This window comes from Bacteroides sp. 2_2_4 (assembly GCF_000157055.1).
GTDB classification, from domain to species: domain Bacteria; phylum Bacteroidota; class Bacteroidia; order Bacteroidales; family Bacteroidaceae; genus Bacteroides; species Bacteroides ovatus.
Map to the genome: position 1 here is coordinate 543,797 of NZ_EQ973359.1, position 24,649 is coordinate 568,445.

Genomic DNA, 24,649 nt, shown 5'->3' on the forward strand with positions numbered 1-24,649 from the left:
TAAATCTAGGAGTAAATCCCTCCGGCGAAGTCTATTTCAAAGAATTCTTGTATCTTTGCCTCTTGCTAACAACACATGAAATTATCCGTCGCATGAAGTCTATCAAATCACATATCACCCAATTATTGAAGTCTCTCAATGAGGGAGTATTCGAAAAAGAGCATACCATCGCACTGTCTCTGCTATCCGCCATGGCAGGGGAAAGTATCTTTCTGCTGGGCCCTCCGGGAGTAGCTAAAAGTTTGGTAGCACGCAGGCTCAAACTGGCATTTAAAGACGCAGATGCTTTTGAGTATCTGATGTCCCGCTTCAGTACACCGGACGAAATATTCGGCCCCGTCTCCATTTCAAAATTGAAGGATGAAGATACGTACGAACGCATTACAAAAGGATACCTGCCGACAGCATCAATCGTCTTTCTGGATGAAATATGGAAAGCCGGCCCTGCTATCCAAAATTCCCTTTTGACGGTAATCAATGAAAAGATATACCGCAACGGACAATTTACAGTGCGTGTACCCCTGAAAGCATTGATTGCCGCTTCCAACGAACTGCCGGCAAAAGGTGAAGGACTGGAAGCTTTATACGACCGTTTCCTGATCCGTCAGTTTGTCGGATGTATCGAACAGGAATATGCGTTCGATCAGATGATTTCTTCTACGCGGGAGATAGAACCTGAAATCCCGGAAAAGCTCCAGGTGAACGATGAATTATACAACCAGATACAAGCTGAAAGCGAAAAAGTAGGTATTCACTATACTATCTTCGAGCTGATTCACAATATCAAACGAGAAATTGAACAATACAACACAGGACGGGATGAGAACACCCCTCCTATCTATGTATCCGACCGCCGCTGGAAGAAAATAGTAGGTCTGCTCCGCACAACGGCCTATCTGAATGAATCTCCGGGAATTCATTTCTCCGACTGCCTGTTGATGAGCGCCTGCCTGTGGGATGAAATTTCGCAGCTCCCCATTATCGAAGAGATTGTAGAACAGTCGATAGCACGGGGCATCAATACCTATCTGTTAGGAGAAAAACGGCTGGAGCAAAAATTGGACACACTGAAAGAAAACATGAAGTCCGAACACAGCCTGCGTGAACTTAGCGATCCGGGAATCCAGGTAGTAGACACCTTCTATCATCGCATAGAAGGTTATCACATTGCCGGAAATCTACTCATTTTTGCTTCCGATTACCAGTCTTTGAAGAAAGACAGCAACCGGCTGTTTTATATCCAGCAGGATAAATTCCGTCCGGTCAACAAAATCCTGAAAGCCTACGATTTTGTAAAGAACAGAAATATCGCGCAAAAGAATATCTATTCCCTCCGAAAAGGAAGACGGTCTGTTTTCGTCAACAATCAGGAATATCCGTTACTATGTTATGACAATTGCGACCCTTTGCCCACACAACAGGATGGCAACACTCCGTTCGAATTTACATTGCAGGAAGTGATCGACTTGCTGCATCAAATGGAAGTGGAATATAAAACAATCTCCGAGCGGGAAACAGCATATACAAAGGAGCATCTTTTCTTAAGCTCATCGCAAAAAAGCAAGATCAAACGAATTTTAGGAGAGACTGCACATATCATAGAGAATTACCGAAACGAACTCCGCATCATCGCTCACGCCCATGAACAAGAGAACAGAGAGTATTAGGCTCAAACACCTGCAAGACATTTATTACGAAAAATTGCAGGGAATAGCCTACGATGTGTACGACGAACAACTGCACAACCTGATTATCCGTCCCGAAGAACTGGATGCGGACATTCACCGGTATTTTCGTCACACGCAACCCTCCCTGCAAGATTTCTACTCCCACTACGCGTCGCAATGGGAATACTTTCATGAAATGGATGAAGCATCAGACGCCAAGTTTCTCCAATTCCTGAAAAACAGCGCCTACCCATTCTCGATGAAATATCACCTGGTAGACCTCAACGTAAAATACTACCTCCAGCGTTTTGACGCAATCAGCCCGCGCTCTAAAGAATGGAAAGCGTTGCGGACTCTCTTCTTCGACAAATGGCACACACTGCTCTCAAACAACGAGTTCAACTATCAGATGGAACATATCGAGCGGCTTTGTGATGATTTCTACCGTCTTCAGCTATCACTTGCCAAAAACCTTCCGGTGCGTGGCGGCTCACGCCTCGTCTGGTTACTCCGCAACCATAAACAGATAGCAGAACAGATTTTAGAATACGAAGAAACGATCAAACGAAATCCCGTTATCCGTGAACTGGTAGAAATCTTGGGCAAGAAACACCAAAGCAGCCGGAAACGTTTCAAAATGACTGCCGGTATTCATCGGGAACAAATTATATCTCATGCCACCCGAAGCGATATTGCAGGTATTTGCGAAGGAAACGACTTAAACAGCCTTCTTCCCTTGGAATATTGTTATCTGGCCGAAAAAAGTCTGCAACCCATTTTCTTTGAGCGTTTCATTGAGAAGAGATTGCAAGTCATCGACTATCAATCACACGAAAAGCAAACCATCAACGACAAGAAAACAATAGGGAACGAAGTTTCCGAAGAAGCCGAAGGCCCTTTCATTGTTTGCCTGGACACTTCCGGTTCCATGGCAGGCGAACGGGAAAGAATCGCGAAATCCACCCTACTTGCCATTGCCGAACTGACGGAAGTGCAACATCGAAAATGTTACGTCATCCTGTTTTCCGATGATATCGAGTGCATTGAAATCACAGACTTAGGCAGCAGTTTCGATCGCCTGGTCGATTTCTTATGCCAATCCTTTCATGGCGGAACCGATATGGAACCTGTTATCACACATGCTTTGCGAAAGATCAGCGAAGAAGGATATATGGAAGCGGACATTATCACCGTATCGGACTTTGAGATGCGTCCTGTCGATCAACTACTATCCCGGACCATCGAACACGCAAAAGCGAAACAGACAAAGATGTACGCTATTTCTTTAGGTGGCAAGAGTGCCGGGACCAGCTATCTGAAATTATGTGATAAATATTGGGAATATACCATTCAAAACACCGAAAGTCTTAATAAAAATAGAATTGAGGAATCAAATATTTAATCAATGTTATAAAACATCTCTTTTTTCTTGTTTTATTTGCAAAGTTGACAGAAGTCCGTATATTTGTACTGTGTTTTTCATAGTATTAGATTTAAGGTTAACAAAAAGATTGGCTGTCTGGGATAGATAGCCTTTTTTTATGTCCTTTTCTTACGTCAAATATACCGTCACTATCCCATCCGGATGTTTACCCTATCCCATGAAGATACCGTCACTATAATAAGCGGATAGCGTCAATATGTTTCAAGTTCCCATTCCATCGATAAAAATTAAAAGCTTTCGAAAAAAAATTCTTCCGTTTAACATTTGAAACATAGCAGGTTATCTCATTTTACAAAAAACAGGTAAAAAAAATCTTGCTAAAAGATTTGCGTAGTCCAAAAGTTCCCCCTATATTTGCACCGCATTTGAGAGAGAATGCGGGTTCAAGGAAGTTTGGGTGAGTGGCTGAAACCACCAGTTTGCTAAACTGACGTACTCGTAAGGGTACCGGGGGTTCGAATCCCCCAGCTTCCGCAAAAAATCTCAATATAAAAAAGAGCTAAGTTTTAAAGACTTGGCTCTTTTTAATCTATCAAACTCCGGTGGGTTCGTCTAACGGTTAGGACACATGCCTCTCACGCATGTAATACGAGTTCGATTCTCGTACCCACTACAAAGAAAAAGAGGAAATGCAGCTAAACTACATTTCCTCTTTTTCTTTATAGATCTCAAAGTAAGATTCTTTATCTATTCTCAACCGGACTCTTTCTTCCCTCTTCTGCCCGGCCAGGTTTACGAACAAGTTGAAATACAGTTGACTGAAAGAAAGGTTGGAACGATCATAGGTTATATCAAACGTCCAGGTTCTACGGAAAGAATCGAAAGTAGTGAATGGTTGCTCACCTCCTTTACACATAAACACTTCCGGGAAAGACGTAGGCGGATAAGGCTGGAATAAGCCCGCTAATTGGGCATACACATAGTCAATCATCCATTCGTCTCCCGTCAAGGTCAGTTCCCCTTTCAAGCGGAGTTTGATTGCATAACTGGCAGTCACATCAGACGAGGTATAAACAGGGACTTGACTTTCTACCGGATAGTTACCGTCTTTATATCCAAGGCTCATCGTTAGTTTAGACCGGCCGACGCCATTAAATCCATCTACTTCCTGATCCGCCGACTGATTTTTCAGGTTAATCATAAATGTCAGTTTACCGAGAGTCGGGTCACCCGGATATTGCGCAAGCGTGTCCAACACATAATCTTCGGTATTATAACTTCGGGCTATCAAATCTCCCTTTCCTGCCTCCAAAGCCGGACCGCCTCTTTCCACATCCACGTTGCCAACCGGATAATAAATAGCATCATTATCCCTAACGCAACCACTCAAACAAAACAGCAACACTGCCAAGCCTATTATCTTATTCATAATCACCTTACTTCTTGATTTTGCGGACAAAGATACATCTTTTTTATACCACCCTTGATTTATGTCAACCGTTTTTAGTATTTTTGCACACATCAAGACAGAAAAGACATGGATACACTATTAAGAGAGACTGTAAATGCTGTTGTCAATTCCCGCTTTCCGGAGATGAGTATAGAAGGAAGACGGCAGATAGAAAGCATACTGATTCGTGAAGAATTCCCCAAAGGAGCCATAGCGCTAAACGAAGGAGAAGTAGCCCACGAACTTGTTTTTGTCGGAAAAGGCATGCTTAGGCAGTACTATTACAAAAACGGGAAAGACGTGACCGAACATTTCTCATACGAAGGATGTATCGTGATGTGCATTGAAAGTTTTCTGAAACAAGTACCCACCCGGCTAATCGTAGAAACTCTTGAACCTTCCATTATTTACTTATTCCCCCGCGACATGATACAAAAATTAGCGAGGGAGAACTGGGAAATCAACATGTTCTATCAAAAGATATTGGAATACTCTTTAATTGTATCACAGGTTAAAGCAGACTCCTGGCGTTTCGAATCCGCTCGCGAACGTTATAACCTCCTGCTCGAAACACATCCGGAAATCATCAAACGCGCGCCTCTGGCACACATCGCTTCCTATCTTCTAATGACACCGGAGACACTAAGTCGTGTACGCTCCGGTGTTCTATGATTTTAGCGGCTTTTCCGGTATTCTTTTGGAGACATACCGGTGTAATGCTTGAAATATTTCCCGAAGAAAGACTGGTTTGCAAAATTCAGCCGGTCGGCAATCTCCTGTATATTCATACTTGAAGAATTCAGGAGGGCTTTCGCTTCCAGAATCACCAACTCGTCAATCCACTCTCCCACCGTTTTTCCGCTGACTTCTTTCACGACTCCCGAAAGATGTTTCGGCGTCAGACACAGTTGGTCGGCATAGTATTTTACGCTGCGTTCAGACTGGTAAGACTCCACCAGAGACTCATAAAAGCGTTCGAAGATATACTCTTTCCGGCTTTTATTCTTCATCGTAGTAGCGTTTGCAGGTGCATGATTAGTAAAAATAGTGCAAAGCTCGAAAAAGAACCCCTGCATCAGTCCCATTACCACTTCCCTACGATATAAAGCTTCCTTATTCCTCAACCGTTTCCTGATAAACGCGTGATACTCCTTCACCACCTCCTGCTCGTGCGGAGTGAGGTCGAAACACGGATAATCTTTCAGATAGAAAAACAAAGAAAGCACATTTCCGATCTTAGGCAACGTTTCCAGCAAGTTCTTCGACACAGCAAAGAAAATGCCTTTAAAATCATGACTGAAATACCGCTGCTCGATAATCTGATTAGGCAGTGCTATCACCATCAATCCGGGACACAATTGAAATTCACGCAGACTGATCTTAAAAGTACCGGTACCCTCCAGACAAAGCCCCACCGTCAACACTTCCAGTTTGGTAGGCCCGTTATACAACGATATAACGCTCTCCGTATCGAAAAGCGCTATATCATTATCAACAACATCAATGTTGTCGGCATCTATATGTTTAGAATGAACTACCGAAGAAATACCTACTTTCGGAACACTTTGAATATCCATACTCTCTCTTTTTTTGGCGACAAATATACCAGCATTTAATCAGATATACAAGCCAATCGGGAGCATTATCGGACATAATGAACACTTTTAGATACTTATCGAACAGACCGGAACAGATATTCATAATCACGTTTGGCAGCCGGCACCGTCCACTTTTCCGGGACAAACTTCCACTGATTGAGCGCTTTCGGGTTCATCGTTCCTTTCTCCTCAATGTAATTCATCAGGTAGAAACGGAGATCCTTATCCGTAGAGAAAATAATGCGGTCTTTCAACTTCTCCTGCGGGATGCCCGACCCTTTCGTCAGCAATTCTCCGCCACCATTGCCACGGTAAGAATTCAAGGCCACCTTATATATCTTATCCATACGGAAAGGAGAACCATCAGCCATGCTTTTGATCGTTATCTTCTCGCCCTGCGGTTTAGTGACATCCACCGTATAAATAATGCCCGAAGCCGAGTCGAAATTAAAGCTATAATTCTGGAAAGACGCTCTATCTTCCGCGCCTTCACGACGTTTCTCTTTGAACCAGAGCAGATGATCTTCCGGTGATTTCATCCGGTTCGTCCACATATAATAAGACATCTCCAAGAAATCCTTAATCTCCTTTCCGGACAGAGTCATCACATACAGCATGTTCTCATACTTATATAAATTGAACATATCACTCACAAATACATCCCCCTTCTTTATTTCCGAGTCAAACGAAAGCGGAGCGGCAAACGAGATGTCGGCACCGGTGATGTCGAGCTGCAAGGTATGTATCAGGTCGATAAAGGCAGAAGGGCCGAAGAAAGCAGGATGAGTGGAGATACTTTCGGTAAAAGTGCCGATCTTCTTCGAAACGAACTTCTGCACCGTTTCATATTGCGGGGCAAAACGCTTCATAAAGTCCTCGCTGATTCCGTAAGCCTCCGTTTCCGTCAAGACACCCTTGATATCCTTGCTCTGCACCTTTCCATCTTTCAGTTTCAAGGTCACATCTACATTAGACATAACAATCCCATTGCTAGCCGGATCGATAATCAACACCGAGTCTCCGGCAACATTCATCACCTTCTTACATTCGCGGGAATGATCGTGCCCCATCAATACGATATCGAATCCCGGCACATTCTTCGCTACGTTGAGAGAAGCGTTCTCGTTGTATTTGCCCGACATTTTGAAAGCCTCCTGTCCGGCATGGAACAAGCCGATCACCAAATCCGGGTTCTCTTTTTCACGGATAACCTTCATCCATTTGCGTGCCGTCTCTTCCATATCGTCGAAACGCAATCCTTTCCACAGGTTTTCGGAGAGCCATGCAGGGATGGCAGGGGTAATCATTCCCAATACCACGATCTTCACGCCATCACGTTCCAACACTTTGTAAGGAGCCAGATGGGGCTGTCCCGTAGATGTATCTATGATGTTGGCCCCCAACACAGGGAAATCACAAGTGGCGATCCAACGGTCGAAAACGGCACGTCCCGTTTCCACGTCATGGTTACCCATGTTGCCGGCATCATACTTCATGTAATTCATCATTTCCGAGCAAAGATGGGGAGACACCGTATCTATATAATTATAGTAATAGGCAGTGGGCTGTCCCTGCAAAATATCGCCGTTATCCAGCAATATCAGATTCTCCTTATATTGTTCGCGCTCTTTCTGCACGAAAGAATAAACCCGTGCGAGACTCCCCTTCCACTCGTGGCGGGTTATAAAATTATAAGGATAATAATTGCCATGTACATCACTTGTTTCTACAATCTTCAGTTTCACCACCTTTTCCTGCGCCGCAACAGACAGAGCGAGGCAGAGAAGCAAGCCATAAATTAATACGATTCGTTTCATTCTTTTTCTATATTTAGATTTAACGGATGAGAGAATACAAACCGCGCCCCACCGGTATAGTCAGGGTCGATCCATATACTTCCTTTCCATTTGTGCACAATCAATTTACAGATAGACAATCCCAGTCCGGTACCCTGGGCATATTCATTCAGTTTCTCAAAACGCTCGAACACAAGTCCCTGTTTTTCTTTCGGGATGCCGCATCCGGTATCCGTCACCGAGAAGACAGCCATTTGCGTTTCCCCGTTCACAGAAAAGTCCAATGTGATCTTACCGCATTTCGTAAACTTGTTGGCGTTGGACAGCAGGTTTATCATCACTTGCTGCATACGCTGCACATCCGTCACCATCCGGAAAGATTCGAAAGAAGTGGTAAACAAGAACTGGTTTTCCGACGACTGCCGCGAAAAACTAACAGACGCCACCACCTGGCTGCACAACTGCACCACGTCACATTCCTCCCAAGTCAGCGTCACCCGGTTGGCCTCCAGACGTGAAAGGTCGAGAATATCGTTAATCAGTCGAAGCAACAAATCCGAATTGGTTTTGATAATCTGATAATAAGACTGCTGTTCCTCCTCCGTGCTACCGCCAACGGCCAATACATCCGAGAATCCTACAATCGAATTCAACGGTGTCCGTATCTCATGGCTCATATTGGCAAGGAAAGCACTCTTCAGACGATTAGACTCTTCCGCCCTGTCTTTTGCTACGCGCAAGTCCTTCTCCGATTTCAGCAGCTCATCTTTCAGGCGTTTCGTACGGAAATAATAGAAGAGAGAGATGCACAAGCCGAGCACCAGTATCACAAACAAAGCACAGGCAGACCATATCTGATAAGTATATTGCTGATAGAACGAAACCGGCTGGTTGACAAGCTGCACTTTAAAAGGCAATACCGCCGGATCCAGCCCCCATTCCTTCACCTTCCGGCTATCCAATACCGCTTTACAGCCGATTACCGAAAGATGTTTCGCCGTATCCTGCGGGTGCGTATCCATCCGTACAGACTCCATAGCCATTTCTCCACCCACTTTCCGGTAGTCGGGCAACACCCCTCCTATCGCCCAATGACCGAGACTCACCGATGAAGGGGTAAAAGCCGGAATGGTAGGGGTAACTTCCATCATGGCATACGTGGCATTTCTCATGAAATACCCCTCGTTCATATCCACCCGCCACGTTCCTACCAGGATCACCGTGTTTTCGGGCAGTTGCCTCAACTCCTCAGCGATGGTATAAATAGAATGTTTCCGTCCATCCATCAGAATCAAATCCAGATCGGGGAATTTCTTCATTTCTTTTCGCACCAATGCTTGCATGGTCACTCCGCCATACGTGTTGTCCGAAATAAAGGCAATGTGTTTCGTTTTCGGATAGAAGGCTTGAATCATCTGAATATTACCCTCTATATCATATTGGTTGATAAATCCCGATTTGAGTTCGGGGATATTCAGATGGTCGTCGAAGAGATCGACTGATTCGGGCATCCAGCTATCCAGGCTTTCCACGGTATCTTCCGGCAATATCACCACGTTGCTACTGGCCAGACTGCACATCACGGGCACTTTCACCTGCATTTCATCCCGCTGCGACAAATAAGCGGCCCATGCTTCCTGACCTAACAAGATAATCTGCGCCGGATGCTTTTCCCCTTGATATTTAGCAAGAATCTGTGTCATCATTTTGCTCCATAGCGGAGCTTCCGAGAAGCTTTTACAGTTCATATTCTCGATGATGATGTCGCGCTGTCCTCCCAACTTACTATATTCATCCATATAATCAGAAATAGTGACCGATGTTTGGTGCGCTGCCGGATTATAAGAACAGATAATCAGAATAGGTTTCTTATCGTTAGAGACAGCCAAGACCTTCGATGACTGCAGGAGCCAAAGAAAACAGATAAAAAAATATCCAAGACGTCCCAGCATAATAATGCAGTTTTGATGTGTTAATTCATTAATTGAGTTGCAAATATAGTAAAACTTGTCGGGTTTAACAGATTTATATGTATTTTTGTCGCTCATTTACTGTCAAAAAATACAAATTATGGAATTATTTCACAAGATGATTTCCGGATTTCTGGGCATACCGGAAAGACAAATAAGCAGCACGCTCCATCTTTTGGGCGAAGGTGCTACGATTCCTTTCATCAGCCGATACCGCAAAGAAGCCACTGGCGGGCTGGATGAGGTGCAGATAGAGCAGATCAAAGAGCAACACGATAAGTTGTGCGACATAGCCAAACGGAAAGAAACGATTCTCGGCACCATCACCGAACAGGGTAAACTGACTGCCGAACTGGAGAAACGCATCAACGACACCTGGAACCCGACGGAACTGGAAGATATATACCTCCCTTACAAACCCAAACGGAAGACACGTGCCGAAGTGGCCCGCCAGAAAGGACTGGAGCCGCTTGCCACCATCCTGCTGTTACAACGGGAAAACAACCTTAGCGCCAAAGCCGCTTCCTTTGTGAAAGGCGAAGTGAAAGATGTGGAAGATGCGCTGAAAGGTGCGCGTGACATTATCGCGGAGCAGGTGAACGAAGACGAGCGTGCCCGCAACGCGGTACGTAACCAGTTCGGGCGCCAGGCAGAGATTACAGCCAAACTAGTCAAAGGAAAAGAGGAAGAAGCAGCGAAATACCGCGATTATTTCGATTTCTCCGAGCCACTGAAACGTTGCACGTCCCACCGTCTGCTCGCCATCCGCCGGGCAGAGTCGGAAGGGTTGCTGAAAGTGTCTATCAATCCCGACGACGAAGCATGCATCGAACGTTTGGAACGCCAATTCGTACGTGGCAACAACGAATGTAGCCGTCAAGTGGGCGAAGCTACAACGGATGCTTACAAACGGTTGCTCAAGCCTTCCATTGAGACAGAATTTGCCGCCCAATCCAAAGAGAAAGCCGACGATGAAGCGATTCGCGTATTCACCGAAAACCTCCGCCAACTTCTTCTCGCTCCGCCATTGGGACAAAAACGGGTGCTCGCCATCGACCCCGGATTCCGTACCGGATGTAAAGTGGTTTGTCTCGACGCGCAAGGCAATCTGTTGCATAATGAGAATATCTATCCGCATCCTCCGATCAACAAGACCGGCGAGGCTGCTTCGAAACTTCGCAAGATGATTGAGGCCTACCAGATAGAAGCCATCTCCATCGGCAACGGAACGGCAAGCCGGGAGACGGAAGATTTCATCAACAGTCAGAGTTTCGACCGTCAGATACCTGTGTTTGTAGTCAGCGAGCAGGGGGCTTCCATTTATTCGGCTTCCAAAATTGCTCGTGACGAGTTTCCGGATTACGACGTAACGGTGCGTGGGGCAGTCTCCATCGGACGCCGCCTGATGGACCCGTTGGCAGAATTGGTGAAGATAGATCCAAAGTCCATCGGCGTGGGTCAATACCAACACGATGTAGACCAGACGAAGCTGAAGAAAGCACTCGATCAGACGGTAGAGAATTGCGTGAACCTGGTCGGGGTAAATCTCAATACGGCAAGCAGTCATCTGCTCACCTATATATCCGGTCTGGGCCCCCAACTGGCACAGAACATTGTCAATTACCGGGCAGAGAACGGAGCTTTCAGTTCGCGGAAAGAACTGATGAAAGTGCCGCGCATGGGCGCCAAAGCCTTTGAGCAATGTGCAGGATTTCTTCGCATCCCCGGAGCTAAAAATCCGTTGGATCATACCGCCGTGCATCCGGAAAGTTACCACATCGTAGAACAAATGGCCAAAGACCTGAAATGCACCATCGACGAGTTGATAGCCGACAAGGAACTTCGCCGGAAGATCAATATTTCCGACTACATCACTCCTACCGTCGGCCTGCCTACCTTACAGGACATTCTGCAGGAGCTCGACAAGCCGGGACGTGACCCGCGCAAGGCTATCAAAGTCTTCGAGTTCGACAAGAACGTACGCACCATAGCCGATTTGCGCGAAGGGATGATTCTTCCGGGCATTGTAGGCAATATCACCAATTTCGGGGCGTTTGTCGATATAGGAATTAAGGAGAACGGTCTTGTACACCTTTCTCAATTAGCGGAACGGTTCATTTCCGACCCGACAGAAGTGGTGTCCATCCATCAGCACGTCATGGTGAGGGTGATGAATGTAGATTATGACCGGAAACGGATTCAACTTAGTATGATCGGGGTACCGCAAGACTGATTGCTTCTCTTTTCTCTCCCCACCACACGATCAGAATCGTAAATACAATCATAAGTACTGTGCAAATGAGCGAGCCTTCAAAACCGAAGGCTCCGCCATTCAGTACGTTTTCTTCGGGCATACGCAAAGTCAGCATACTGGTGGTGAAGTTGTTTCCGCTTACCTGATAACCGAGGATGGGGCCTTGAATCCAATTCCAGAAAAGATGAAGCGAGATAGGGAAACACAGGTTCCGCGTATATAGATAGGAAGCTCCCAGCAGCATACCTGCCAGCAACAGGTTAAGCATAGGCAGGAAAGCGATTTCGGGATTGAAGATATGCATAAAGGCGAATAACGCTGCCGAGACAAAAAGTGCCAGGAATTTATTCATGGTGGTATGCAATAGGCGTCCGAGGATATAGCCGCGCATCAGTATCTCTTCAAACAAGGCGACCAGCAGGAAAAACACCCACGAGCCCAGCAGATCCAACGGCTTGAACTGGAAACCGGTGACTTCTATCTCTCCCAAAACGAACGAGATTCCGAAGCCGAACAGATAGAGCAGGATTGCCATCAGGAAGCCATACCACAGTCCCTTAACGTGTCCTTTTAAGGAGAGCCCCAAATCAGAAAACGGACGGCGTTCGAAGCGGAGCATAGGAATGGCGGCGGTCAGAACGGCGAGCAGCATACTGGCTTCGAGGATAATGTATCCCATCACTCCCGGATGGCGGGCTTCCACACCCAACACCAACGACAAACATCCGCGGGCCAGCGTACCATACAATCCAAGAAGGATGAAAAGTATCACAATAAACAGCGGGATACAAGCCCACACAGGAAGTCTTTTGGGTTCTTTGCCCCCAGCAATGTTGTCTGCCTCCATTTTTACAATTTGTTAATCCGGCTACAAAATTAGATATAAAACATAAAAAAACATCATGTATTCTCTATTTTTCCTATATTTGTCAGAACAAATCTACAAAATTATGAAAATAAAACTACTATTGATAAGTTTCTTATTGGCCGCTAATGCGTTAGGAGCAGCCGCCCAAGTGAGTAAAACGTATTATGTGAGTAAGCCCGGCACGCTGATTTCCATGATGACTGAAGAGGAAGCCAACAGTGTCACCCATCTCACACTGACCGGAAAACTGAACGCGGAGGACTTCCGCCATCTCCGTGACGAATTTGATAATCTGAAAGTATTGGATATTTCGAACGCTGAAATCAAGATGTACAGCGGAAAAGCGGGCACTTATCCCAACGGGAAATTCTATATTTATATGCCGAACTTCATTCCTGCATACGCTTTCTCGAACGTGGTGGACGGAGTGACCAAAGGCAAAGCCACGCTGGAGAAAGTGATTCTTTCGGAGAAAACAAAGAATATCGAAGATGCCGCCTTCAAAGGTTGCGAGAACCTGAAAATCTGCCAGATCCGCAAGAAGACAGCTCCCAACCTGTTGCCGGAAGCGTTGGCAGACAGCGTTACCGCTATCTTCGTCCCCCTGGGCAGCAGCGACTCTTACCGCTACAAGGACAGATGGCAGAACTTTGCGTTTATCGAGGGGGAACCAGTAGAGACTACCCTGCAAGTGGGCGCCATGGGCAAACTGGAAGAAGAGATCCTGAAAGCGGGACTGCAACCCAGAGACATCAACTTCCTGACCGTTGAAGGTAAACTGGATAACGCCGACTTCAAACTGATCCGCGATTATATGCCGAATCTCGTTTCTGTCGATATTTCCAGAACGAACGCAACGGCTATCCCCGACTTCACTTTCGCACAGAAAAAGTATCTGTTGAATATGAAATTACCTCATAATCTGAAATCTATCGGACAGCGTGTATTTAGCAACTGCGGTCGCCTTTGCGGCACGTTGGAGCTGCCAGCCAGTGTGACGGCTATTGAGTTCGGTGCTTTTATGGGATGCGATAATCTCCGCTATGTGTTGGCTACCGGAAATAAGATTACGACACTGGGTGATAATTTATTCGGGGAGGGAGTTCCGAGTAAGTTGGTTTATAAGAAATAAAAAAAGAATTACCCCTGATATAAATAATTAGTTAGTTATTCATATCAGGGATAAACAATCATCTTATCTAGTATGAGGTTCCTTCTTTACAGCTTGCTTCTTTTTGCTAGCTTCATCCAATGAATACGCATTCGCTCTCACCGCCATCCGATATCCGAGAAATATTCCCAATAAAAGTAACATTAGATAATCAAATAAAACAGATACCCGATCTAAATAAAAAATTGCATACGCTCCAAAAACATAACAATAGACTTGCATTATTATTTTATCTGATTTCAAATAAAATGTCCGAATGATTCCTTCTGCTTTCAATGGTCGTTTAGGAGTCCGTATATAGGGAAATAAATAACTCATCATTCCGCCTATTAATGTAATCGCCCAAAAAATTAAGAATATTATCTGTACACTGGATGACAGATAAGGAATCTTATATATATAAGGCAAGAAGATACGATAGGCAATTAGGATTATACTACCTAACAAAGCTGTTTTTTCATATATTGCTATTAAAAGATATCTCATATATTTATAAATTAAAAGTTTATTTTCCAATTATAATACTCCCCCATACGATTGGAACATATGTTTCTTTCTCTTTAGTGCTCTACCTCTTTTTTACTCCTTACGATCTATTCTTTTTATATAACTTATTGCAGACAAAGCTACCCCACTGCCGATCCACAATCCCAATAAAAGAAAAAATAGATCTCTAAAAAACATATTATACTTGATATCTAAGCAGTAAAGAATCCCCATTCCTAACAAGTCTAAAAAAACAAGGTAGAAAATAGACCATACACACGTTCAGATAAATAATATAATATTCTTTCTATTTTCATTTTATTTTTTTCTTTAATAGTGGTATAGCAATTAGCAAAATTAAAATCACTGATAAAAATATGGGGCTTCTAAAAAAAGAGGGCATGTATTCATTAAAGAATATGACAAATATTATATTTATCAAACATATAGAATATACAAAATATTCCATATAAATCATGTACTTACCAATTTTTTTTAAAACTTTCATCTAATCTATTTTTTATTGGAGTTAAAATTAAACTATTATCCTTTTCCATATTAACACTTCTATAAAGTTCAATGCTTTTTCGTTGCTGCCCATCACTAGATTGAGAAGCAACAGAAGAGTCAATTAAAAAATGATCATAATAATCTTTTGCAGTCACAGCCGCCCATGTTACTCCAAGTACTATTTTCTGCCAAGTTTTCAGTTCTCTTTTCGGAGCCGGATCTCCATTAGGCATCATCCCCGATACATTAGTATCAATGCTTTTTGCAACATTCGCCTGATTCCGGTCCAGTTCTTCTTTACTTTTCCTTTCTCTATTCCGCTGATGCTCATATTCCGGACTAATAGCATTCTTCGCTTGATAGTATAAAAGAGTACCAAAAGCATAAGACATCCTAGGAGTATCTGTTATTATTTGTCCAACTTCTGCAAACTTTCCTGATGCATGTCTCATTATTTGTTGATCCGAAAGCAAATTATAACTTTGAGGATACGTTATCGGAGAATAGAATGGAAGAGGTGCATAAGGCATTGGAACAGGTATTACTTGCTTTCCATCTGGGTCAATATATTTAATTGTATTGTTCTGACAATAAACATACACGCTCCAACTATAATCCTTATCCGCCATCGGATCCACCACATGCCATCTTCCCAATGCCGCATCATACATTCTCGCCCCATAATCATACCAATCCAGTCCGCCTTTTCTATCCAGTTCTTTTCCGTTGTACTTGTAGGGCTGAACAGAGGAAGTTGAAGCAAAGATACCGCCAAACGGATAATAATGATTCACTTCTTCCACTACTCCATCCTGCGATGCAACCACACGATTGTTACCTTGATGATCCTGTAAGTAATAATGATGCTTATTATCATTCAAAGATACGAATCCGGCATCTGTCAATAAAGTCTTGGTAGTCCTATTTTCATAGATCACATTACCGCAATAATCGGTAGTAGTTGTATTTCCTGCGATACTATGTACAACACGTAGTTTTGTGCCTGCTGCATCATAAAGGTAAGAAATAGAGCTGCCATCTTCGAACTCTATACGGTCCGGTAAATTTAGGTAATTATATTGAATATTGATTATCTTTTTATTCAAATCTTTCGATAAATTACCATTGGCGTCATAAAAGTACTCTGTATTCTGTTTTGCTCCGTCTTTAAAATCAAAATTATCACCAAAGGCGGAGCCGGAGACTGAATCATCAACCCTTTTCAGTTGGTTGCCACTCAAGGTGACGGACAGATTATCTACTAATCCGTAACCATTGGCAGAAGTTTGTCCATATCGTTTCAATCCCAAGATATTACCATTTTTGTCATAGCCCGTTATTTGCTCATTGAAGCGGTTGACATTCAGAGAGAGATCTTCACCCTCACCGTAAGTAGCATTTTTTAGCCGGGATAACAGATCGTATTCAAAACGATAACCACGAATATCCGGGTTCGCACTGGTTTTCCAGGTCATACTACTGATATTTCCGTTATAACAAGGTGTGCCGATGCCATCTGTATAATATAGTTTCTGGGAAAATAACGGACTTTCGATAGAAGTCAGCCAGCCACGTAAGTTATAACGGTTGATTGAGGTTAGTGAATGGTTCCCGTTCACTCTTTTGACATCGGCGATGTGTCCCAACTCATCATAATTATACCTAAGAGTATCAGATAGTATGTCATTCACCAAACGAGCTTCTGTCAACAGACGTCCGGCATGGTCATAAGTTTTAGTTTGGACAAGTGAGATATTTTCTACTTTGTCATTGGATGCTGTAATGTGGTCGCAGAAATCATACGCCATGTTCTGAACGTGCATCTTACCATTTATATCCGTGCTGCGTACTTGCACCGGACGTTGAAAATAATCATAATAGGTACTAGTGCAAAGCATTTGATCTGTACCGATAACCTGTGTCATCACTCCCGTCTGCAAATTCTTGCAATTCAGTTGTTCAGAGTCGTCTCCAAATCGATGCCCATAATCATTGCTATCTATATAATCCATTGCTGCAGTGAAGCAAGAATTAGCCTTTTTATATTGATAGGTATCATAATATACCACCTTTTGGATATTCAGGCTATCCATCTTTAAATAACTGCTAAAGAGATAACCATAATGATTTTTTGGTTTATCCGGAGCAAAATCAACCGATTCAGAGAAGTTGTATGATATCAAGCCTTTATAAATACCCGTCACCACTTCTCTTCTCAATTTATCGTAAAAGATGCATTTCCATTCATTCCTGTTACGCATCGCCTCATCTCGAATTCTTAATAACTTTCCGTCCTGATCGAAACACATATCTATCCATTCCGCACCGGGAAGTTTCTTACCTCTATAATGGTTGCACTCATCATAGCGATATTGATAAGCATAAAGATCCAACGCATCTTTCTGTCCAAGCGTCTGTAAACTGCTGACTGCCATCGGTGGAAGCACAAAAGCCAGATTCCCGAAATCATCATATACTTGATAAGTATCCAGCGTATCCACACCACTGATGGTACGTAATAAAATGCTTTGTTCCAATTTATTAGTATAAGTAAGTGTAGGAAGCCCCGCTTCATCCTTTTTTTCTTCCACAATCAATTCTCCGGTTGCATAAAATCCTTTTTGCGACAGAACGGGATTATCCTTTTCTCCGCTCACCTCAAATAGCCGAACCTGCGATACTCCCGAATTTGTCTGATAAGAAACCCTTTCACTATGCCCTGTAGTATGCCAGTCTTTTCCGGAATTGTATTTCTCCGTCAATCGGTTCAGGGGCGAACCGTCATAAAAAGATTTTTCACAAGCATACTCATCATTATACAATTCAAGGATATGCTTTTTGAAATCGGATGATGAAACATAATTCTTCGAACCGAGACAAACCGCCGGAAGCCATGAACAACTATCACGATACATCCTGTCATACTCCTTTCTACTCACCAAACTGTTTAACGCGGGAGTCACACCGTATTGTATCGTTTGTTCTGTTCTACCGAACGGATCAAGGTAATTTATTTCATGAGTGGCATGCAATGGATTTTGCAGATCCGATGAAAAAAGAGTATTGGTGGTTGCTTTAATCGTTGATATATAGTTTTTCGTATCAGACCATTTTACTGCAGACTTTTTCCCTTTCACATTTATGTATATAGTACCACTTCCCCCTTCTGTTACAAAAAAATAGGTCCCCGGAGATAACCCAAAAACATCCAGACTTGTCAAATAATCATCTTTTACTACCCGCCTAACTATGTGATGAGCTGAATCATATAAAGTGATATTGTTCAAGAAATCTTCTGTTGTGATAGATATATCCATTGCCTCTTTTATCGTAAAACGGTGATATACATAAGGTGTTAAAGAAGATTCTGCAGGAACGAACATACGTGGACAATAAAAAGTTTTATAATACAAACTATCCGAATAACTACCTACTTCCAAAGGGTATTCCCAGTCGGTTCCTGCATTATCAACAAAACCCGTTACACGCAATCTGGGAGTCCTGTATACAGAATCCGGATAACAAACCTGGATATTAAATTCGCCCACTCCACATCTGAAATCTTTAATCTGTGGTAGAGAATCTTCATTTAACGGATATTCATTACTAGTAATCAATTGTTGAAAATAAGTTCTCATTTTCAGGACAGGACGTTTCCCCATAGTATCCAAAGGAACTACACTTATCATATTTATACTATCCAAATTAAATTTATACCATATATCTCCACTACTAAAAGTTCCAGGTTTTACTTCTTTAGAGAATTTATTGTTGAAGTGACCTATATCTATGGAAGTGCGTTCATCAACTCCCACCGGAGATAAATAGACATTGATTCTAAGTTCTTTGGTAGGGTTTTTCATATCAGACGTACCTTTGCTATAAAGTTCATATTCGCCAGGTTCCAAAACACCATATAACACAGGACAATAAATAGGTATTTGGGTCAAATCTTCGTCAAATTCAAGACCGAATTTTTCTTGGTTTTTAATAGTTTCTTTAACGCCAATATTGTTTTTAGCCCTATTCCTACACGAAAACAGGTTAGAGGTTGGACGTTTATAATAAAGCTCCAGACTAGTACCATATTGAGGTTCAGTTCCCATCAGATTAGCCATAAATAAAGTAGAACGATTATGTATCGTGAACGTATAGATGGCATAATTACGGATTCTTCCATCAATGAGTTTGTTGAGTGGTACATCGTGAGGATGATGAATGGCAAAATGATTATAAACATCCTCAATATGTATTTTTTTATCAACATACTGCGGGATATTCTGACTACTTGCCACTGTCAGTGTAGCAAATAAGAGCAAGAGTAATGTTAAATACTTTTTCATATCTGTCTTTTTATTTATTATAATAATATCTATTATATTCCATCAGCTGCATTTCTCCTTTTTCCCCTTTCCTGAATCTTTGCTTCAAGCGTCCTTGAATGTCATACTGAAAAAAAGACGCTTGTCCATCTGGTTCCGAAATATATTTCAAACCTACTGATTGTTTATAATCATAAATCGTAATCTGGGCATGAGGAAGAAGGTTACGCAATTGTTCCATTCCTTTTATATGAGAACCCTTCTCTTCTGAAAGATACTCCGGTTGCCTCCTTAAAGCAGATTTTACTTCTTCATAAGTACTTCCTTTTATTTCAGCTATCGGATATTTACCGTGATAGGACCATAGATAAATCGTAATATTACCATAAGTATCTCTACGAGTTACAATATTTCCGTATCTATCATAGTTGTCATAAGCTTCGATAGCACATCCCAAGCCTCGGAATAATTTATCTGCCAGATCCGTATCTCCAGGCAATGCTTTTATGAGTTTACTACCCCATACAGTCCTTTTCTGAACACCTACACCATCTAACGGACCATAATGAAAATATACAAAATCTACTATTTTCCGTTTTTCATCCTCCGGTTTCTTCAAGTACTTTATGATACCTATCGGTTCTTCTATTCTATTTGAACTAATTAAATTGTCAAAATAGATAGTAGATGGAAGAATAGACCATTCTCCCGGATGCACATACTTCAAATACACATGATCCCCATTACTGTTGACAGTCTCTTTTTCTGTAACAAATCCATTTGCATTATATTCATAATTGTGAAGAATTGCCACTCCATTCTCATCCGTCAGTTTTTCCTGAATCAACAGGCAGGGGACAGTAAATATTTTACTCGCCAGAAAAACTCCGGTACTAGTGTTTATCGAAACTTCATAATCGGCAGTTTTATTTTCTACATTATAATGATACTCTTCCTCTGCCACTTTATGATAGCGATTGTTATAAGTCGTCTTAAACAGTAGTTTCCCTCTAAATGCAGCTAGATCATTGGGAGCATAGTTGAGAGCCTTATCCAATATCTGATAATAACCAAAGCTTCTGCTGTGCAAATTGTCCGGTGTTTTAATGTAGCCATCTCCCAACTCCGCATTATCAGGCACATTAGCTAATGAAGAAAAATGGTAACGGCAAAAGCTTCCGTCGTCGAAAGTCTCTGTAACATAACTATAACCTATCGGATATTCGGATATATTGTTGAATCTTCCCATACAGTTACTGCTGATTGAATAAACACGTAGATTTCTGTTTTCTGTATAATCATAATAGTAATAACCGTAGTTCATACTTTCTTCGGGCATACGATAGCGTGGCAGTTCATGGGTTCTTCCACTTTCCATTCCTGTTGCAGGGTCAAGATAGTTAAACGAACGTTGCCTGTCTTTTCCCGTAACGGGATCATGCAATGTCAGATGTTTAACACGTACTCCGCCCAAAGGAGTATCATAAGTTGCCATATTAGTATCCCAGGCAAAGAAATCAGTTTTTTTAGTCAGGTAATGCCGGTAACGGTTGTATTCATAATCAATCTTCTCCTCCCCTTTTGTGGGATAGGTGATTGTCTTCAGCATTGTACAGCCAGCAACACCCGTATTGACAGCTTTTCTTTGTTCAAAATTCCCATCATAGAAAAATGTATTAGCATTGTCTATGTTTTCATAGCCACCATTCCAAAAGCCCCAATGATCGACGTTTGTAGTCAATGGGTCCGGCAGAGCGCTACTCATATCATAGTCAAAAGAGTAAACGGCAGGACTTTCACTCTGGTCATACAATCTGGCTTTTTTCAAGAAGAAATATCGTCCCGATGTCTGATAATCAAATTTGCACGACTTTAGAATGTTCAGGTCTTGTTTCATTGTAATCCCTGAAAGATAGATTAAATCGTTTCCATCAGAATCTCCGAAAAAATTAACAGGGAAAGTTTCGGTGGTAAAATCTATTTTTATATCCTCAACACTAATTGTCTTCAGAATAGGAACATACACTTTATCTTCCATCAAAAAATGATCTGTATCTTTATCGTTTATACTTCTTGATTCAGTAGGTTTAGTATATCCATTCTTATCAGGTTTATAGTATGTCCATTGTATTCCGGTCACATAAGAATTCATAAATAAATGATATTTATTCTTTTGCAGACGAGTTTGATACGAAAAATAGACTGCCTGGTTTCTTGTATCATCTTTGATAGAATTCAGATACCAGGAAGTAATCTGTACTGGCCTGCTTCTTAACTTACTGGGATTATTGGGTATGCTGTATTCCAAACATGAGACTCCCCCTCCAAAACTGTAAAGATAGCCATCCGGGGTTGTAATGTTGATGACAGAACGTTTAGGAGCATTTATGGTACTATAATCCTGCATAGACATTTCGCTTAGATCTATCCTATACCCGCCTCCTGATATACATTTAGCATTTCCGTTATTGTCGATAATAAAACGTCCTTTATGCCGCCCGAAATTAAAATCGAAGATATCGGGAGCCATGTCATATTCAGTTTCCGGATAAGGACGATTTTTCGTAGCATGAGGAATATTCAAGTTGAGCAAATCCTCTTTGCTATACTGCTTGAACTGCCCATCACGGATGGCGGCCAACAGTCCACTCTTCTGTTCCTGACGAATATCATCGGGATTCCCCATTACATTTCGTGTTATCGAGCCACCCACATTCAATATCCAATTATTGCCAACCATCGATGGACGTCTGCCCGGCTTGAAACCATCGGAAATATACTTGATAGACATATCCAGCTCAAAAGCTGTATCCTTGTAATCGAACAACGGGATATCCAGATCAAGCAAACCATTATAATAGTTCACATTTGTGTTGCCATATTGCACAAATTCAGCTGTCTGTGGTGTGGCGAATCCCAGATTTTGAGGAGAAAAGTAGTACCCTTGAAAATCTGTCGGAATAAATCCCGAATCGCTTTGTGCATGTATATGTGTACCTATGCCCAACAGCAGGGTAAAGCACAACATTTGTTTTATAAGATTTTTCTTTTCCATTTCTTTTTCTGATTTATTTCATGATTAGTAAAAAAAATAGAGAGAGGGTGAAAAAGATAGAAAACTTATACACCCTCTCTTCAAATGAACTAACTTCCTGTAGACTACAGATTCATCGCATTCGCACCAAATACGCCCGCTACTGCCGAAGCCACCGCGATGACTACTTTCAAAATCATATCCCAAACAGATTTCTTGACTGCCATAACTTTACACACCTCCTTTCCACGCTCTTTTTAAATGATTAATTACTTCCAATGACTAGTCACTTCCTGAAAAACCTCTTACCTCATTTTCTCGTTATCCTATTGAAAACTAAGCCTCTATGTGGCTGGAAGTTCCAAACTCTGTTTTCACCTCAAAACACGGACACGCTTTGATCCATTCTTCCGGTTCAATTTCCCCGTTTCCGTTGCGGTCGGGACTTAAATCCCGGTGACCGCACACCCGGCTACCGGGGAAAGTCTCAAGCAATTGATGTACAAGCAAATGGAGTGTTGCCCGTTGAGCCAGTGTCCGTGTGTCCGCCGGGCGACCGTGACAATCCAGACCGCCTTCGTAGCAGATGCCGACACTGCTGGTATTCCAACCTTTCACGTGGGCACCGATGCGTTCAATCGGTCGGGTGATATGTACCGTTCCGTCTTTGCGGATGTAGTAGTGATATCCTGTTCCGTTAAATCCACGTCGACGGTGTTGCGTTTCCAGGTCATCCGGGGTGAGCGAACGGTCGGCACGGGTGGCGGAACAGTGAATCACAATCAAATCAATCTTTCTCATCATAGTGCCACTGTTTTTCGTATCAGTTGTAAGCATTATCTACGCTCTATGACTCAAGCTGCCGGGTCCGGAGCTTCACCACTGCCTCCACCGGTGTCTCCTCCACCTTCATCGCCGGGATCTCCACCTTCGGTTTTCTTTTTCTTGGGTGCATCGAGGTCAAGGAACTCGATTTTCTCACCGGCACGGGTAGATGTCAGATTAGGACGAACGCTGCTGGAAGGACGGAAATTGATATTCACACTCTTGATGTTCTTCATCGTACACTCTTCCTTCGTTTCCACTCCCCGCGTCGTGGCAGAGAGACTGAATACACCGAAGTCGCGGATATTGACGGATTTACCGTCGAACAGCGCTGCACGCATCGCTTCAACAAGATTGGTTAGCACACTCTGGATATCGCCTAACGACAGGGAACTTTTCTCTTTCATACTGTAAGCGAGATTGTCCAAATCAACACTCTGTCCCTGTGTCACAAGTTGTGGGTGATACTTCACCACCCCATCAACCTTTCTCGGGTCTTTACGACCGATTCTTTTAAATGGTATTGCCATAATCAATTAAAAATAGAGAATTAAAAATTAAAAGCCAGGAGCTGGAAGCCAAACGCCAGGGACTAAAGGCCGGAAGCCGGAAGTCAAAAGCCAGGAATTGGGATTCAAAGGTCACAAGCTAGAAATTAAATTACAGATTGCGAGTTTCACAATGGGGTTGAATAAGAAGAATGAGCTCTATTCTTTCCTTTCAACGAATCAAAGGTACGGCTTTGCAATGGCGGCAATAGATGTACTTCATCGTACTTTAGTGTGCTTTCATTCAATTTGGGTTTACTTTCATTCAGATTGATTCCACTTTTATTTATATTGATTTTATTTTACTTATTCACTTGTGTATTCCAGTCCGTTTCAGTATATTTGGAGTACGAAAAAACCAATTCAGAAAAATATGAAAGCTGAAAAAACAGAGGCAGAAGAAGAAACGTTCGTCATCCGTCCGTATTTGAAATCAGAACTTGCCCATTTGTATAATCCTCATTTGCCACTGATATACGCCATGCAGAAATTCAGAGGATGGATCAAGAATAATCAGAAACTTTATGAAGCCATGTACAGCGGAAGCGAAGGGAAGAACGATCATGCTTACAGTACCCGGCAGGTACGTCTCATCGTGAAATATCTCGATGAGCCATGAGACGCTTTATAACAGAGGATGACTAAATCAAGGAGAGCTTTCAGATAGTTATAGGGAGATTACGTTTGCTATAATGAAAAACGGATTTGCTATAATGATAACCAAATTAGCTATAATGAAAAAAGAAGGTAGCTATGATGAAAAAGA

The 24,649-nt window shown here is 42.5% G+C and carries 17 protein-coding genes and 2 tRNA genes; 8 read left to right on the plus strand and 11 right to left on the minus strand.

Features of this window, described 5'->3' with window-relative positions; translation table 11 throughout:
- Nucleotides 1-92 precede the first annotated feature (92 nt).
- The 4 genes from BSCG_RS14690 to BSCG_RS14675 all read left to right on the plus strand — a co-directional run bounded on the left by BSCG_RS14690 (nucleotide 93) and on the right by BSCG_RS14675 (nucleotide 3,724).
- A complete protein-coding gene (locus tag BSCG_RS14690) occupies nucleotides 93-1,667 on the plus strand; it encodes an AAA family ATPase (protein WP_008775962.1) in 1,575 nt (524 codons plus the stop codon).
- The gene (locus BSCG_RS14685; RefSeq protein WP_032849498.1) at nucleotides 1,642-3,069 is read left to right on the plus strand and encodes a hypothetical protein; all 1,428 of its coding nucleotides are present in this window, start codon (nucleotides 1,642-1,644) and stop codon (nucleotides 3,067-3,069) included. Before BSCG_RS14690 ends, BSCG_RS14685 begins: the two co-directional genes overlap by 26 nt.
- A 429-nt stretch (nucleotides 3,070-3,498) precedes the next feature.
- Nucleotides 3,499-3,585 (plus strand) — tRNA-Ser (locus BSCG_RS14680).
- A gap of 67 nt (nucleotides 3,586-3,652) precedes the next feature.
- Nucleotides 3,653-3,724 (plus strand) — tRNA-Glu (locus BSCG_RS14675).
- A gap of 27 nt (nucleotides 3,725-3,751) precedes the next feature.
- On the opposite strand, the gene BSCG_RS14670 is transcribed toward BSCG_RS14675, so the two are convergent.
- Nucleotides 3,752-4,573, minus strand: coding sequence for a DUF3845 domain-containing protein (locus tag BSCG_RS14670; RefSeq protein ID WP_032849499.1), 822 nt, complete (start codon nucleotides 4,571-4,573; stop codon nucleotides 3,752-3,754).
- A 15-nt stretch (nucleotides 4,574-4,588) separates the two neighbouring features.
- Between BSCG_RS14670 and BSCG_RS14665 the strand changes: the two genes are divergently transcribed.
- The gene (locus BSCG_RS14665) at nucleotides 4,589-5,173 is read left to right on the plus strand and encodes a Crp/Fnr family transcriptional regulator (RefSeq protein WP_004316331.1); all 585 of its coding nucleotides are present in this window, start codon (nucleotides 4,589-4,591) and stop codon (nucleotides 5,171-5,173) included.
- Between the two features lie 2 nt (nucleotides 5,174-5,175).
- Here the strand turns inward: BSCG_RS14665 and BSCG_RS14660 are convergent, their stop codons facing one another.
- The 3 genes from BSCG_RS14660 to BSCG_RS14650 form a co-directional block, all read right to left on the minus strand.
- Entirely contained in the window at nucleotides 5,176-6,078 is a 903-nt protein-coding gene (locus BSCG_RS14660) for a helix-turn-helix domain-containing protein (protein WP_008022062.1), read from the minus strand.
- Between the two features lie 95 nt (nucleotides 6,079-6,173).
- A complete protein-coding gene (locus tag BSCG_RS14655; RefSeq protein ID WP_008775965.1) occupies nucleotides 6,174-7,916 on the minus strand; it encodes a bifunctional metallophosphatase/5'-nucleotidase in 1,743 nt (580 codons plus the stop codon).
- Nucleotides 7,913-9,847 carry a sensor histidine kinase gene (locus tag BSCG_RS14650; RefSeq protein ID WP_008775966.1) on the minus strand — a complete coding sequence of 645 codons (1,935 nt, stop codon included), beginning with the start codon at nucleotides 9,845-9,847 and terminating at the stop codon, nucleotides 7,913-7,915. The genes BSCG_RS14655 and BSCG_RS14650 overlap by 4 nt, the downstream gene beginning before the upstream one ends.
- A gap of 118 nt (nucleotides 9,848-9,965) precedes the next feature.
- Here BSCG_RS14650 and BSCG_RS14645 point away from each other — a divergent pair, with 118 nt between their 5' ends.
- The gene (locus tag BSCG_RS14645) at nucleotides 9,966-12,098 is read left to right on the plus strand and encodes a Tex family protein (RefSeq protein ID WP_008644202.1); all 2,133 of its coding nucleotides are present in this window, start codon (nucleotides 9,966-9,968) and stop codon (nucleotides 12,096-12,098) included.
- Here the strand turns inward: BSCG_RS14645 and BSCG_RS14640 are convergent.
- The gene (locus BSCG_RS14640; RefSeq protein WP_008775967.1) at nucleotides 12,070-12,966 is read right to left on the minus strand and encodes a CPBP family intramembrane glutamic endopeptidase; all 897 of its coding nucleotides are present in this window, start codon (nucleotides 12,964-12,966) and stop codon (nucleotides 12,070-12,072) included. The two genes, BSCG_RS14645 and BSCG_RS14640, sit on opposite strands and share 29 nt — an antisense overlap.
- A gap of 103 nt (nucleotides 12,967-13,069) precedes the next feature.
- Between BSCG_RS14640 and BSCG_RS14635 the strand changes: the two genes are divergently transcribed.
- Entirely contained in the window at nucleotides 13,070-14,119 is a 1,050-nt protein-coding gene (locus BSCG_RS14635) for a leucine-rich repeat domain-containing protein (RefSeq protein ID WP_008770942.1), read from the plus strand.
- Nucleotides 14,120-14,182: 63 nt separating this feature from the next.
- Here BSCG_RS14635 and BSCG_RS14630 read toward each other — a convergent pair whose 3' ends face one another.
- From BSCG_RS14630 to BSCG_RS14605, 6 genes are all read right to left on the minus strand, one after another.
- Nucleotides 14,183-14,644 carry a hypothetical protein gene (locus BSCG_RS14630; RefSeq protein ID WP_032849511.1) on the minus strand — a complete coding sequence of 154 codons (462 nt, stop codon included), beginning with the start codon at nucleotides 14,642-14,644 and terminating at the stop codon, nucleotides 14,183-14,185.
- 482 nt (nucleotides 14,645-15,126) lie between these two features.
- The gene (locus tag BSCG_RS14620) at nucleotides 15,127-19,497 is read right to left on the minus strand and encodes an RHS repeat-associated core domain-containing protein (RefSeq protein WP_234116313.1); all 4,371 of its coding nucleotides are present in this window, start codon (nucleotides 19,495-19,497) and stop codon (nucleotides 15,127-15,129) included.
- Between the two features lie 10 nt (nucleotides 19,498-19,507).
- On the minus strand, nucleotides 19,508-22,531 hold the full coding sequence (locus tag BSCG_RS14615; RefSeq protein ID WP_008775972.1) for a hypothetical protein: 3,024 nt from the start codon (nucleotides 22,529-22,531) through the stop codon (nucleotides 19,508-19,510).
- A gap of 104 nt (nucleotides 22,532-22,635) precedes the next feature.
- A complete protein-coding gene (locus BSCG_RS29995) occupies nucleotides 22,636-22,737 on the minus strand; it encodes a smalltalk protein (protein ID WP_149968995.1) in 102 nt (33 codons plus the stop codon).
- 109 nt (nucleotides 22,738-22,846) lie between these two features.
- Nucleotides 22,847-23,314, minus strand: a complete 468-nt coding sequence (locus BSCG_RS14610) for an N-acetylmuramoyl-L-alanine amidase (RefSeq protein WP_008775973.1) — start codon at nucleotides 23,312-23,314, stop codon at nucleotides 22,847-22,849.
- Between the two features lie 50 nt (nucleotides 23,315-23,364).
- On the minus strand, nucleotides 23,365-23,865 hold the full coding sequence (locus tag BSCG_RS14605) for an HU family DNA-binding protein (RefSeq protein ID WP_008775974.1): 501 nt from the start codon (nucleotides 23,863-23,865) through the stop codon (nucleotides 23,365-23,367).
- A gap of 391 nt (nucleotides 23,866-24,256) precedes the next feature.
- On the opposite strand from BSCG_RS14605, the gene BSCG_RS14600 reads away from it, so the two are divergent.
- A complete protein-coding gene (locus tag BSCG_RS14600; RefSeq protein WP_008775975.1) occupies nucleotides 24,257-24,502 on the plus strand; it encodes a DUF4248 domain-containing protein in 246 nt (81 codons plus the stop codon).
- The last annotated feature ends 147 nt before the right edge of the window (nucleotides 24,503-24,649 follow it).

Bases quoted from the DNA above. Each gene is read 5' to 3' on its own strand.
- BSCG_RS14685 (WP_032849498.1), top strand. From the start codon at position 1,642: ATGAACAAGAGAACAGAGAGTATTAGGCTCAAACACCTGCAAGACATT.
- BSCG_RS14670 (WP_032849499.1), bottom strand. From the start codon at position 4,573: ATGTGTGCAAAAATACTAAAAACGGTTGACATAAATCAAGGGTGGTAT.
- BSCG_RS14620 (WP_234116313.1), bottom strand. From the start codon at position 19,497: ATGAAAAAGTATTTAACATTACTCTTGCTCTTATTTGCTACACTGACA.
- BSCG_RS14665 (WP_004316331.1), top strand. From the start codon at position 4,589: ATGGATACACTATTAAGAGAGACTGTAAATGCTGTTGTCAATTCCCGC.
- BSCG_RS29995 (WP_149968995.1), bottom strand. From the start codon at position 22,737: ATGGCAGTCAAGAAATCTGTTTGGGATATGATTTTGAAAGTAGTCATC.
- BSCG_RS14610 (WP_008775973.1), bottom strand. From the start codon at position 23,314: ATGATGAGAAAGATTGATTTGATTGTGATTCACTGTTCCGCCACCCGT.
- BSCG_RS14635 (WP_008770942.1), top strand. From the start codon at position 13,070: ATGAAAATAAAACTACTATTGATAAGTTTCTTATTGGCCGCTAATGCG.
- BSCG_RS14605 (WP_008775974.1), bottom strand. From the start codon at position 23,865: ATGGCAATACCATTTAAAAGAATCGGTCGTAAAGACCCGAGAAAGGTT.
- BSCG_RS14690 (WP_008775962.1), top strand. From the start codon at position 93: ATGAAGTCTATCAAATCACATATCACCCAATTATTGAAGTCTCTCAAT.
- BSCG_RS14660 (WP_008022062.1), bottom strand. From the start codon at position 6,078: ATGGATATTCAAAGTGTTCCGAAAGTAGGTATTTCTTCGGTAGTTCAT.
- BSCG_RS14645 (WP_008644202.1), top strand. From the start codon at position 9,966: ATGGAATTATTTCACAAGATGATTTCCGGATTTCTGGGCATACCGGAA.
- BSCG_RS14600 (WP_008775975.1), top strand. From the start codon at position 24,257: ATGAAAGCTGAAAAAACAGAGGCAGAAGAAGAAACGTTCGTCATCCGT.
- BSCG_RS14655 (WP_008775965.1), bottom strand. From the start codon at position 7,916: ATGAAACGAATCGTATTAATTTATGGCTTGCTTCTCTGCCTCGCTCTG.
- BSCG_RS14650 (WP_008775966.1), bottom strand. From the start codon at position 9,847: ATGCTGGGACGTCTTGGATATTTTTTTATCTGTTTTCTTTGGCTCCTG.
- BSCG_RS14630 (WP_032849511.1), bottom strand. From the start codon at position 14,644: ATGAGATATCTTTTAATAGCAATATATGAAAAAACAGCTTTGTTAGGT.
- BSCG_RS14615 (WP_008775972.1), bottom strand. From the start codon at position 22,531: ATGGAAAAGAAAAATCTTATAAAACAAATGTTGTGCTTTACCCTGCTG.
- BSCG_RS14640 (WP_008775967.1), bottom strand. From the start codon at position 12,966: ATGGAGGCAGACAACATTGCTGGGGGCAAAGAACCCAAAAGACTTCCT.